Source organism: Ferrovibrio sp. (assembly GCF_964218355.1).
Taxonomy (GTDB): Bacteria; Pseudomonadota; Alphaproteobacteria; order Ferrovibrionales; family Ferrovibrionaceae; genus Ferrovibrio.
In genome coordinates, this window is sequence record NZ_CAXPMC010000026.1 from 18,118 (window position 1) to 29,945 (window position 11,828).

General features: G+C 69.3%; 13 protein-coding genes. 7 read left to right on the forward strand and 6 right to left on the reverse strand.

What is annotated here, in order from left to right:
* Nucleotides 1–34: 34 nt before the first annotated feature.
* Nucleotides 35–2,131 carry a 3-hydroxyacyl-CoA dehydrogenase NAD-binding domain-containing protein gene (locus ACEQZY_RS18060; RefSeq protein WP_370156279.1) on the reverse strand — a complete coding sequence of 699 codons (2,097 nt, stop codon included), beginning with the start codon at nucleotides 2,129–2,131 and terminating at the stop codon, nucleotides 35–37.
* A gap of 106 nt (nucleotides 2,132–2,237) precedes the next feature.
* Here ACEQZY_RS18060 and ACEQZY_RS18065 point away from each other — a divergent pair, with 106 nt between their 5' ends.
* Nucleotides 2,238–3,086, forward strand: coding sequence for a hypothetical protein (locus ACEQZY_RS18065; RefSeq protein ID WP_370156281.1), 849 nt, complete (start codon nucleotides 2,238–2,240; stop codon nucleotides 3,084–3,086).
* 149 nt (nucleotides 3,087–3,235) lie between these two features.
* Here ACEQZY_RS18065 and ACEQZY_RS18070 read toward each other — a convergent pair whose 3' ends face one another.
* Genes ACEQZY_RS18070 through ACEQZY_RS18085 form a run of 4 tightly spaced genes read right to left on the reverse strand, consistent with a single transcriptional unit; the run spans nucleotide 3,236 to nucleotide 7,214 of the window.
* Complete coding sequence (locus ACEQZY_RS18070; protein ID WP_370156283.1) at nucleotides 3,236–4,468, reverse strand: MFS transporter; 1,233 nt, start codon at nucleotides 4,466–4,468, stop codon at nucleotides 3,236–3,238.
* A complete protein-coding gene (locus tag ACEQZY_RS18075; protein WP_370156284.1) occupies nucleotides 4,465–5,208 on the reverse strand; it encodes a hypothetical protein in 744 nt (247 codons plus the stop codon). The genes ACEQZY_RS18070 and ACEQZY_RS18075 overlap by 4 nt, the downstream gene beginning before the upstream one ends.
* 50 nt (nucleotides 5,209–5,258) lie before the next feature.
* The gene (locus ACEQZY_RS18080; protein ID WP_341704150.1) at nucleotides 5,259–5,924 is read right to left on the reverse strand and encodes a glutathione S-transferase family protein; all 666 of its coding nucleotides are present in this window, start codon (nucleotides 5,922–5,924) and stop codon (nucleotides 5,259–5,261) included.
* Between the two features lie 15 nt (nucleotides 5,925–5,939).
* The gene (locus ACEQZY_RS18085; RefSeq protein WP_370156286.1) at nucleotides 5,940–7,214 is read right to left on the reverse strand and encodes an NAD(P)-binding protein; all 1,275 of its coding nucleotides are present in this window, start codon (nucleotides 7,212–7,214) and stop codon (nucleotides 5,940–5,942) included.
* Between the two features lie 128 nt (nucleotides 7,215–7,342).
* Between ACEQZY_RS18085 and ACEQZY_RS18090 the strand changes: the two genes are divergently transcribed.
* From ACEQZY_RS18090 to ACEQZY_RS18115, 6 genes are all read left to right on the forward strand, one after another.
* Nucleotides 7,343–8,125, forward strand: a complete 783-nt coding sequence (locus tag ACEQZY_RS18090; RefSeq protein ID WP_370156288.1) for an N-formylglutamate amidohydrolase — start codon at nucleotides 7,343–7,345, stop codon at nucleotides 8,123–8,125.
* Nucleotides 8,119–9,261 (forward strand): carboxylate-amine ligase, encoded by a 1,143-nt coding sequence (locus ACEQZY_RS18095; protein ID WP_370156290.1) that lies wholly within the window; start codon nucleotides 8,119–8,121, stop codon nucleotides 9,259–9,261. Before ACEQZY_RS18090 ends, ACEQZY_RS18095 begins: the two co-directional genes overlap by 7 nt.
* A gap of 11 nt (nucleotides 9,262–9,272) precedes the next feature.
* Nucleotides 9,273–9,584, forward strand: a complete 312-nt coding sequence (locus tag ACEQZY_RS18100; protein ID WP_370156292.1) for a DUF1244 domain-containing protein — start codon at nucleotides 9,273–9,275, stop codon at nucleotides 9,582–9,584.
* Nucleotides 9,585–9,718: 134 nt separating this feature from the next.
* Nucleotides 9,719–9,994 (forward strand): DUF2312 domain-containing protein, encoded by a 276-nt coding sequence (locus tag ACEQZY_RS18105; RefSeq protein WP_341704145.1) that lies wholly within the window; start codon nucleotides 9,719–9,721, stop codon nucleotides 9,992–9,994.
* 4 nt (nucleotides 9,995–9,998) lie between these two features.
* Nucleotides 9,999–10,418 (forward strand): hypothetical protein, encoded by a 420-nt coding sequence (locus ACEQZY_RS18110; RefSeq protein WP_370156294.1) that lies wholly within the window; start codon nucleotides 9,999–10,001, stop codon nucleotides 10,416–10,418.
* Nucleotides 10,419–10,895, forward strand: coding sequence for a hypothetical protein (locus tag ACEQZY_RS18115; protein WP_341704143.1), 477 nt, complete (start codon nucleotides 10,419–10,421; stop codon nucleotides 10,893–10,895).
* A 4-nt stretch (nucleotides 10,896–10,899) separates the two neighbouring features.
* On the opposite strand, the gene ACEQZY_RS18120 is transcribed toward ACEQZY_RS18115, so the two are convergent.
* A complete protein-coding gene (locus ACEQZY_RS18120; protein WP_370156296.1) occupies nucleotides 10,900–11,784 on the reverse strand; it encodes an alpha/beta fold hydrolase in 885 nt (294 codons plus the stop codon).
* Nucleotides 11,785–11,828: the final 44 nt, after the last annotated feature.

Below are 11,828 nucleotides of genomic sequence, written 5' to 3' on the forward strand. Positions count from 1 at the left end.
ACTGTTGCATATCCTCTGAAGCGAAAACCCGTCTTCAGCGGTCGTTCCACCCCTTGCCGGCTTCGGCGCGCTGGACCAGCAGCGGCGCCGGTTCCCAGAACTTGCCGTGGATCTTGTGGAAGCCGCGGATCGTGGCGAGCACCTTGTCGAGGCCGATCTGCTCGGCCCAGAACATCGGCCCGCCCCGATAGACCGGGAAGCCATAGCCGAAAAGGTAGGTGATGTCGATATCGCTGGCGCGGATGGCGATGCCCTCCTCGAGGATTTTCGCCCCCTCGTTGACCAGCGGATACATGCAGCGCTGGACGATCTCCTCGTCGGAAATCGCCCTGCGTTCAATGCCTTGCTCCTTTGCCGAAGCGAGGATGATCTCCTCGGTCACCGGATCGGGCAGGGCATCGCGGCCCTCGTATCTGTAGAAGCCGGCGCCGGTCTTCTGGCCGAAGCGCCCGAGCTCGCAGAGCCGGTCGGCGACCGGGGAATAACGCTCGTCCCTGGGCCGCAGATGCGCCTTGCCCTTGCGGATGCGCCAGCCGACATCGAGGCCGGCCAGGTCGCCCATGCGGAACGGCCCCATGGCGAGGCCGAACTCCTCCAGCGCCCTGTCCACCTGCTGCGGCAGGGCGCCTTCCTCGAGCAGGAAATTCGCCTCGCGCAGATAGCCATGCAGCATGCGGTTGCCGATGAAGCCGTCGCAGTTGCCGGCCAGCACCGAGACCTTCTTCAGCTGCTTGCCCATCGCCATCACGGTGGCGATGGTCTCGGGCGAGGATTTCGCGCCGCGCACGTTTTCCAGCAGCTTCATCACATTGGCCGGGCTGAAGAAATGCGTGCCGATCACGTCCTGCGGCCGTTTGGTGCTGGCGGCGATCTCGTCGATATCCAGCGTCGAGGTGTTGGTGGCGAGCACGGCACCCGGCTTCATCACCTTGTCGAGCTTCGCAAACACCTCCTTCTTGACGCCCATCTCCTCGAACACGGCCTCGACGACGATGTCGGCATCACCGATATCCTCGAAATGCTGGGTGCCGGTGATCAGCTTCATCGCCCGGTCCATGGCGTCCTGCTTCATGCTGCCGCGGGCCACCGAGGTCGCGTAATTCTTCTCGATCACGCCGAGGCCGCGGCTCAGCGCCTCCTGCGAGACATCCAGCAGCTTCACCGGAATGCCGGCATTGGCGAAGTTCATGGCGATACCGCCGCCCATGGTGCCGGCGCCGAGCACGGCGGCCGAGGCGATCTTCTTCGGCTTCACGTCGTCGGGCAGGCCGGGAATCTTGGCCGCCTCGCGTTCAGCGAAGAAGGCATGGATCTGCGCCTTGCGCTGCGGGCTGCCCATGCATTCGAAGAAGAATTCGCGTTCCTTCAGCAGGCCCTCGTCGATCGGCAGCTTGGTCGCCGCCTCGACGGCATCGATGCAGCGCCACGGGGCGAGGAAGCCCTTCGCCTTGCGGGCGATGCTCTTGCGGTATTCCTCGAACACGGCCGGGTCGGTGCCGGTGATCTTCTCGTCCATGTCGCGCACCAGCCGCAGCGGGCGCTTTTCGGCGACGACGGTCCTGGCGAAGGCCAGCGCGCCGTCGAGCAGGTCGCCGGCCACGATCTGGTCGATCACGCCGAGTTCCAGGGCGCGCTTCGCCGGGGCCGGATTGCCGGAGACGATCATGTCCAGCGCCAGCTTCGGGCCGATCAGGCGCGGCAGCCGCTGGGTGCCGCCGGAGCCGGGGATGACGCCGAGCTTCACTTCCGGCAGGCCGACCTGGGCGGTCTCGACGGCGACGCGCCAGTGGCAGGTCAGCGCCACCTCGAAGCCGCCACCGAGCGCCGTGCCATGCAGGGCAGCCACCACCGGCTTCTGCATCGCCTCGATGCGCTTGAGCACGTCGGGCAGGTAGGGCTGCAGCGGCGGCTTGCCGAATTCCCTGATATCGGCGCCGGCGATGAAGGTGCGGCCGCCGCCGATGATCACCGCGGCGCTGACGGCCGGATCGGCATCGGCCCGGTCCAGCCCGGCGATCAGGCCGGCGCGGACGCCCTGGCTCAGCGCGTTGACGGGCGGGTTCTCGACGGTCAGGACGGCGATGCCGTCGCGGACGGCATAGGCAACGCTGGGGACAACTGGATCGGTCACGTTTCTCTCCGGTGGCTTCTTAATTGTCGGACAATCGGTTATAGCCGAGGCCATCGTCTCGGGCAAAAGCCTTGGCCTGACGCTACGGCAGCGCTAAGTGTCTGGTATGCACGCAGTTTCACTCCTTCCGCCGGGGAATGGCCCCGACACCGGCCGCCGGCTCTGGCTGGCGGTGCTGGCCTCGCTGCTGCTGCATCTGCTGCTGGTCCTGCTGCTGCTGGCCCAGCCATGGACCTGGCGGCTGACGCCGCCCGCGCCGCCGCCGATCGAGATGGTCTTCCCGGAGCCGCCGAAGCCGCCGGCCCCGAAGGCCGAACCGCCGCGGGAAACGCCGGCGCCGATCCCGCTGCCGCCGCCGGCCGTGCCGCAGCTGCAGCGGGCGCCGGTGGCCGAAGAATCCCAGGCCCCGCCCGCACCGGGCGACAGGGCGCGCAGCCGGGCGCCGGTCACCGAGCCGGCAAAGCCGGCGCCGGAACCGCCGAAACAGCCCGGCCCGGCCCCCAGGGCCACCGAGCGCCCGGCGCCGGCGCGGCCGCAGCCGGAGGCGCAGGCCGGCAACCGGCAGGCGGGAACCGGGGCCGCCGCCGGCCCGGGCGGTCCGGTGATGACGCAGTCGGAAAGCGATTTCTTCCTGGCGCAGATCGTCAATGGCTGGGTGATCGACTTCCAGGCGCCGCAGTTCAAGGATGTCGAACTGGCCGGCAGCTATGTGGTGCTGCCCGACGGCATGCTGGGCCCGCCCTTCGGCAAGAACGATCCCTGGGACATGCGGGCGATGATGGGGCCGCGCTGGGATACGGTGAAGAACGATCCCGCTGCCCGCGACGGGGTGATCGCGCTGGAGACGTTCTTCCGCGCCATGCGGCTGGCCCAGCCGTTTGCCATGCCGCCGGATGCGACGGGATATCCGAAGCGCATGCTGGTGCGGTTCAGGATCAGCGACATCACCCGCTGACGGCGCCCGGCGCGTCAGCGCGGCGGAGTGCCCCCAGCGCGTCAGCGCGGCGGAGTGCCCCCAGCGCGTCAGCGCGGCGGAGTGCCCCCAGCGCGTCAGCGCGGCGGAATGCCCCCAGCGCGTCAGCGCGGCGGAATGCCCCCAGCGCGTCAGCGCGGCGGAATGCCCTTGCGGGCCTGCACCATGCACCACACGCCGACCAGGGTGATCGCCGCCATCAGGAGATAGCCGCTGGCATAGGTCAGGCCGATTCCGTCATGCAGGGCGGCGAAGCCGGACGGGCCGACCACCACGCCGGCGAAGGTGATGCTGAGCGTGGCGCCGGTGGCCAGCCCGATGCTGTCGCGCGGTGCCTGGCGGGCGATCACCGCCATGAACACCCCGTTCCAGCCGATGGCGCAGAAGCCGAACAGCGCCACCGCGGCGGCGATGCCGAGCCAGGGCCAGCCGCCGGTGACGAAAGCGGTGGCGACCGCCGCCGCCGCCGCCAGCAGGCCGTTGAGGATCATCGCCTTCGAGCCCGAGCGCAGCCGGTCGGCCAGCCAGCCCCAGCCGAGGCGGCCGGACGCGCCGGCCACCTGTGCAATCGCCAGCAGGCCGCCGGCGGTGACAAGGTCGATCTGCACTTCCGTGACCAGATAGGTGACCAGCAGGCTGACCAGGCTGAGCTGCACGGCCGAGAAGGCAAACGAGCACAGCGCCAGCCAGCGCAGGATCGGATGCCGCCAGATCAGCCGCAGCCCGGCCAGCGGCGAGACGAACAGCCGGGCTGTGCGCTGGCGGTCGGCATCCCAGTTACGGCGGTAGGCCATCAGCGCCGCGCTGACCAGCAGGGCCAGCGCGGCGACGGTGGCGAGGCCGGCACGCCAGCTGAAGGCCAGGGTGATCGGCGGGATCAGCAGGCCGGCCAGCATGCCGCCGATCGGCACGCCGCACTGCTTGATCGAGAAGATCAGGTTCATGTGCCCGCCGCTGTCGGTGCGGGCCAGCAGATGCGAGGCGCCGGGATTGGTGCAGCCATAGCCCAGCCCGATCACCAGCGCGCCCAGCGCCAGGGTCGGCAGCGTGCCGATCGCCGACAGCAGGCAGCCGGCCGCCGCCAGCCACAGGGCGATCTGGCTGGTGCGGGTGGCGCCCAGCCGGGCGACGAAGCCGCCGCCGATCAGCGAGGTGATCACCGCACCGCCATAGACGAGGCTGACCTGGTAGCCGACCAGGGCCGGGCCGATGCCGAGATCGGCGGCAGCCTTCGGTGCCACCGCCGACAGGGCCAGCGCGCTCAGGGTGGTCAGCGACTGCGTGGTGGTGGTGGCCGCCAGCACCGGCCAGACCGGCAGCATCGACGGCGCCGCAGATGCCCCGCCGGGATCGGCGGCGCTCACCGGCGCACTCCTGCGGCCTGGCGCAGGTCCGGGCGCAGCGGCGGATTGGGCGAGATGCGGGCGGCCTCCGGCGCGCTGGCCGTGTAATGCAGGCTGTAGCGGCCGGCCGCGATGCCCGGCGCGGCACCGGCCTGTTTCAGCGCGGCGCCGCCGCAATGGTCGGCCACGGCATCCTGCAGGGCGCCGGCATCATAGGCGGTGGCGAGCAGCAGCCAGGCCAGCGGCGCATCGGCACCGCGGATCGCCTGTTCCCTGGTCATCGGCGGCGGCGGTGCCGGGCGCAGCAGCCGCAGGCCGGCCATGCCACGCCGCGAAGCCATGGCCGGCAGGATGTCGCGGCCGAGACTGTCGATCAGGGCCTGTTCGCGGCCAGGCTGCGGTGCGAAGCGCAGCGAAACGGCGGCGCAGCCAAGCCCGAAGCCGGCACCGGCGGTGGCGGCGGCAAAGCCGCGCACCATGCCGCGGAAGCGCGGCATCATCGCGCTGGTCCAGGGCGTGGGATTGTTGAGCCGCTCCAGATAGGCCGGCGCGGTGGCGATGTCGGTGCCGGTCACCTCGTAGACCACCAGATAGCGCGGCGCGGTGGCCGCATCGGCGGCGACCCAGCGGCTGGCCCGCATGAAGCCGGGCACCGACAGCCGTTCATGCATGTGTTCGTAGGTGTGCCAGTCGTCATGATCGGCGGTGTCGCCGGCGATGTCGTAATACAGCACCATGGCCGCTTCGGTGCAGAATGCCATGCGCTGACCCTCCCGCAGGCCCTAGGGCCGTTGCGCCGCGCGGGCGCCGCTCATTGCTGCGCGGCCTGACCGGCCGCCTGCAGCATCCTGTCGTATTTTTTCAGCGCGGCCTGCATCTCGGCCAGCACCGGCGCGGCGATCGGGTCCTGCCGGATCGCCTGCCAGTAGGCGAGCAGGGCGGGGCGCTTTTCCAGCAGGCTGCCGCCGGTCATCGCCGCCAGCATGCCGTCGACATAGAACAGCATCGGCGCCAGTGCGCAGTCGGCCTGGCTGAAGCCGCCCGGCACCGCATGGGGGCCCGGTGCGACATAATGGTCGAGATATTTCAGGCCGCGGGCGATGCCCGGCGCCAGCGCGGCAAGGGCATCACGGTCGCCCGGGTTGGTGAACAGGATGGTGAAGAAATCGCTGAGCCCGGGCGACAGGTAGAGATCGGCCAGCCGCACGACCAGCGCGATGCGGGCGCGTGCCGCCGGGTCCTGCGGCCACAGCGACGGGCCGGGCAGCACGGCATCGAGATAGCCGCAGATGATGTCCGATTCCGGCAGGATGCTGCCGTCATCCAGTTTCAGGGCCGGCACCTTGCCCAATGGCGTGATGGCGCGGAACTCGTCCTTGCCCGGCGGCGGCACCAGATCGATCTGCGCACCCCGCGCCCGCAGCAGCAGGCGCACGCGGGCGGCATAGGGCGAGGCATCGAGATTGTAGAGCTGCATGGGGCAGCCTTTCCTTCAGCCGGCCGCCGCTTGGCGCAGGCCGGTCCAGTCGGCCAGCTTCTCGCGCGGCGCACCCTGGCGGGCGGCGGCGGTTTCGGCCGCCTCGATGCGTTTCCAGCCGGCCCAGTCGATGGCGGCCAGGCCCTGCTGTTTCAGCAGGGCGTCGATGGCATCGCTGCCGGCCCGGGCTGGACGGGCATCGCCGTTATAGTCGGCAAGGATGCGGTCGGCCACCGCCTTGGCCTCGGCCCGGTTGGTCGGGATGGTGCCGCTGGGGCCGCGCTTGGCCCAGCCAACCACATACAGGCCCGGCGCGATGCGGCCCTCGTCATTCTCCAGCAGGCCGCGCTCATTCGCACGCGGCAGGTCGCCCTGGGTCTCGGTGCGGTAGCCGATGGCGCTGATCACGGTGCCGGTAGAAAGCGGTGCATCGCTGCCTTTCAGCTTCAGGGCCTCGACCCGGCCCGTGCCCAGCACGGCTTCCGGCGCGCTGTGGAAGCGGAAATGCAGCTTCACCGGCTTCTCGTCGGTGCGGGCGGCAAATTCATGCAGCAGCGCGAGGTTCTTTTCCTTCACCCGCGCCTCGGCGGGGTCGAGGCCGGCGGGCAGGGCCTCCGGCAGGTCGGCTTTCGCCACCACCGGGCGGAGATTCTCCAGCCGGCCCAGTTCGGCCAGTTCGGCGGTGGTGAAGCTGGCTTCCACGGGGCCGCGGCGGCCGATCATGTGGATGTCGGTCAGCGCAGTGCTGCCCAGGGCCGCCATGGCATGGGCGGTCAGGTCGCTGGCGGCCAGTTCCTGCGCGGTCTTGCCCAGCAGGCGGGCGATGTCGACGGCGACGTTGCCCTGGCCGATCACGGCTGCCGCCGGCCGGTCGAGCAGCGGCGCGATGTCGCGGAAATCCGGATGGCCGTTATACCAGCCGACGAAAGCCATCGAGCCGTAGCGGCCCGGCAGGTCCTCGCCGGGGATGCCGAGGCTGCGGTCGGCATGGGCGCCCAGGGCAAGGATCACGGCATCGTAGGTTTCCATCAGCCGGGCCAGCGGCAGCTCGGTGCCGATGCCGACATTGCCGATGAAACGCAGGGAGCCGCTGCCGAACAGGCGGTCGAACTGCCGGGTCACCGCCTTGGTGCCCTGGTGATCGGGGGCGACGCCGAAACGGATCAGGCCGTAGGGTGTCGGCAGCCGGTCGAAGACGTCGATCTTGAGGTCGGGACGCTGGCGGAGCAGGGCGTCGGCGCAGAACAGTCCGGAAGGACCGCTGCCGACAATGGCGATATGGTGCAGCACGATCTTGTTTCGGTTATGATGCCTGGATACCGGCGCAAGCTTAAGCAGCCTACCGGCCAGATGCAAACCCGCCGGTCCGGAAACCTGTTCCGTTTCATCCCTGAACCCCGTCTGCCGCATCCCCGCCCATGATCCCGTCCGATCCACCCGTTTTCCGCCTTCTCAACCCCGGCGGCCATGCGCCTGTCGTGCTGATCTGCGACCATGCCAGCCATGCGGTGCCCGCCGCATTGCACAATCTCGGCCTGCCGCCGGCGGAACTGCGCCGCCATATCGGCTGGGACCCGGGCACGGCTGCGATCACCGAGGCGCTGTCGGCTTCGCTGGATGCGCCGGCGGTGCTGGCCGGCTATTCGCGGCTGCTGATCGACTGCAACCGCCGGCTCGACGAGGCGACGCTGATCTGCGAAAGCAGCGACGGCACGCCGGTGCCGGGCAACCGGTCCATCGATGCGGCCGAACGCCAGCGCCGCATCGACGCATATTACCGGCCCTATCATGACGAGATCGACCGGGTGATGGCGGTGGCATGCCGCCGCCATGCCATGCCGGCCCTGCTGTCGATCCACAGTTTCACGCCGCAGATGCGCAGCCGCCCGGTCGACCGGCCCTGGGATGTCGGCGTGGTGTGGGACCGCGACGACCGGTTGGCAGCCCCCCTGCTGCAGGCCCTGCGCGACGAGGGTGACCTCGTGGTCGGCGACAACGAACCCTACAGCGGCCGCACGGAATCCGGTGTCTCGATCCTGCGGCACGGTCAGGACAGGGGATTGCATCACGTGATGGTCGAGCTGCGGCAGGACCGCGTGGAGACTACGGCCGGGGCCGCCGAATGGGCGGCGCGGCTCGACCGCTGCTTCCGCCGCATGCTGGCGGCTGCCGGCATTGCCGTTCCGGTGCCGGCATGCTGAGCGCGTCGGATTTCACCATCGGCATCGAGGAAGAGTATCTGCTGGTCGAGCGCGCCAGCGGCGCGCTGGCCGTGGAGCCGCCGGAGGCGATGCTGGCGGAATGCGAGGGCCTGGTCGGCGGCCAGGTCAATCCGGAATTCCTCAAATGCCAGATCGAGGTGTCGACCAGGGTCAGCCGCAATCTCGGCGAACTGCGCACCGACCTGGTCGGCCTGCGCCGTGCCGTGGCCGATGTCGCCGCCCGCCATGACCTGGCGCCGATTGCCGCCTCCACGCATCCCTTCGCCCGCTGGAGCGACCAGCGCCATACCGAGAAGGAACGCTACGACCGGCTGGCGAAAGATCTTGCCGGCGTTGCCCGGCGCCTGATCATCTGCGGCATGCATGTGCATATCGGCATCCCGGACGAGGATCTGCGCATCGACCTGATGAACCAGGTCAGTTATTTCCTGCCGCATCTGCTGGCACTGTCGACCTCCTCGCCCTTCTGGCAGGGCGAGGAAAGCGGCCTGCAGTCGTACCGGCTGTCGGTATTCGACAGCCTGCCGCGCACCGGCCTGCCGGAACGCTTCGAATCCTGGGGCGAATACCAGCGCATGGTCAGCCGCCTGATGCAGGCCGGGCTGATCGAGGATGCCAGCAAGCTGTGGTGGGACATCCGCCCCTCGGCGCGCTATCCGACCCTGGAGCTGCGGGTCACCGATGTCTGCACCCGTCTGGATGACGGGCTGTGCATCGCCGCCCTGTATCTCTGCCTGCTGTCGATGCTGCTGCGGCTGCGGCAGAAGAACCAGCGCTGGCGGGTCTATGCCAATACCCTGATCGACGAGAATCGCTGGCTGGCCCAGCGCTACGGCATCGCCGGCAACCTGGTGGATTTCGGCAAGGGTGTCGCCATGCCCTATGCCGGGCTGCTGGAAGAACTGATCGAACTGACCCGCGAGGAGGCGGCGGGACTCGGCTGTCTGGCCGAGGTCGAACGCGCGCGCGGCATCCTGGCCCGCGGCACCTCGGCCCAGCGGCAGTTGCATGTCTATCGCGCCGCCCTAGATTCCGGGCAGGACAAGGCCGCGGCCCTGCGGGCCGTGGTCGACTGGCTGGCGGCCGAGACGGTCAATTTCGAGATACCGGCGTGACGGAGGATGGCATGAGCGACATCGACGACAAGACCCGCACCGAGCTGGAGGCCGCAGCCTTCCGCCGCCTGGTCGAGCATCTGCGCGGCCGTACCGACGTGCAGAATATCGACCTGATGAACCTGGCCGGCTTCTGCCGCAACTGCCTGAGCAACTGGTACCAGGAGGCGGCGAAGGACAGGGGCATCGAGATCGACAAGATGGCGGCGCGCGAGATCGTCTATGGCATGCCCTATACCGAATGGCAGGCGAAATACCAGAAAGAGGCTTCGCCCGAGCAGCAGAAGGCCTTTGCCGAGTCGATCAAGGCACACCAGCACTGACGCCCGCAGGGACTTGTCCACAGGCGGCGCATTCCTGTGGATAAGTCCGGTGCGGCGGTTGGACCGGCGGGACCCGCCGCTATAATCCGCCGCCAGCCCACCCGACATTCCTTCCGCTTCCCGAGGTAGCGCCCATGGCCACCAAACTCATCTCCGGCAACTTCTCCGCCGACCAGCTGAACCAGCTGGTCGCCCGCATCGAGCGGCTGGAGGAAGAGAAGAAGGCGCTGGCCGACGATATCCGCGAGGTCTATGCCGAGGCCAAGGCACATGGCTTCGACACCAAGATCCTGCGCCAGGTGATCAAGCTGCGCAAACTCGACCGCGCCGAACTGGCCGAGCAGGAAAGCCTGCTGCAGGTCTACATGGATGCGCTCGGCATGCAGACCGACGCGCAGGCCGCGGAGTAGGCGGATGGCCGGCCGCTCCGGATTCGCGTCCGGCGCGGCGGCGCTGCTGGCCGTCCTGCTGGCCGGCACGGCCGGCGCCCAGCAGGGCCCCGGAATCCCGAATATCGTGCCCGGCATCGTCACCGACGATGCCCAGGCCTGCGTCTCGGTGGCCAATCTCACGCAGTATAACTGGCCGGTCACCATCACCCGCAAGGATCGCGGCCGCAGCACCGTGGGCGTGAAGCCGCGCGAGGTGATGCGCTATTGCGCGCCCGACCGGCTGCGGCCCGATGAATACATCATCGTCACCCTGCGCTCGTCCTGGCTGCCGCTGGGCGAATGCAAGCTGAAGAACCGCGGCACCATGGAAATCTTCCGGGTGAAAGACCCGGACATGCAGAGCGGCGAGCGCACCGAAGTGAAATGCTACGAGGGACGCTGATTGCCGCCGCTTGACGGTGCCTTCCTGCGCTGGAGCCTGCGTGGCCTGCTGGCGCTGCTGGCTGGCGGCATCGTCGCGCTGGTCTGCGGTACCCTTGCCGTCAGCTTCAACATGGTGCTGACCGCCATGATGAAATCCGATGATGGTCTGGTGGCGGCCGATCTCCTGCTCGGCACGCTGGGCCTGTGGCCGATCATGGCCAGCCTCGGGCTGCCCTTCGCGCTGCTCGCCGCCCTGCTGTTCGGCGCGCCGGCCCTCGGCGCGATCTGGGCCTGCCGGGACGACACGCCCTGGCTGCGGTCGCGCCAGGCCTATATGGCTATCGCCGTGCTGATCAGCGTCTTCGTGGCGCTGATCGGCGTGCTGCTGGCGTGGACGGAGTCCGCCGCGCCGCTCACCGCGCTGCGGGTGGCGGCCTTTGCGCTGTTCACCGGCCCGCCCACCGGCCTCGTGGTGCGCTGGATCGTCGAGCGCTGACGGGCTAGTGCCCGCGCGCCGCCAGCCAGTCGCGGATCTGCGGCAGCACCACCTGCGGCCTGCGCACCCAGCGGAAATGGTCGATCCCCTCGAAACCCAGCGCCTGCGGATCGAGGTGATGGCGCGTCACGGCGGCCTTCGGGAAGCGCCGCACGATGTCGTTCATGGCATGCTTCGGCGCAAAGAAATCGCCCTGCAGCGAGATCGCCAGCACCGGCAGGGTCAGAGTTGCCAGCACGGAATCGTGGTCGGTCTTCCGCGGCCGGCCGAACCGGAACCGCCCGGTGCGTGCCTGCCGGCCCCAGTCGGCGATCACGCCGCGCGCCTCGCGGCCGGCAAACCGGAATGTGCCGCCGGGGAAATGGCCGAGCAGCCGGCCGGCCAACACCGCCGCCTGGCTGTAGGGCCAGAAGGGCAGCGGCCACAGCTTCCAGTGCACGGAGCTCACGGCGGTGAGGATCAGGCCGGCCAGCTGTTCCGGATGATGCGCGGCATAGATGCTGCTGATCTGGCCGCCCAGCGAGTGGCCGTAGAGATAGAGCGGCGCTGCCGGGAAGCGCGCCTTCACGGCGATCACCGCCTGCGGCCAGTCCTCGGTCAGCATCTCGTGATAGCCGAAATCGTAGCGCCAGCCGGGCCGGCGGCCGCCGCGTTCCTCATGGCCGCGCAGTTCGGCCACGGCCACGTTGTTGCCGGCCTGCTGCAGCGCCGTCGCCAGCGGCGTGTAATAGCCTGCCTTCACGCCCATCGCCGGCTGGATCAGGATCGCGGGCGCGGCCGGATCGGCGGCCGGGTAGATCGACAGCGTGAAAAACGTGCCCTCGGCCCGGTGCAGGGTGATGCTTTCCGGGGCGGCGGCAGCCGTCTGTATGGGCGTGGCATCGGTCATGGCCGGCATTCCGCCACGCCGCTGCCCGGCTGGCAATAACCTTT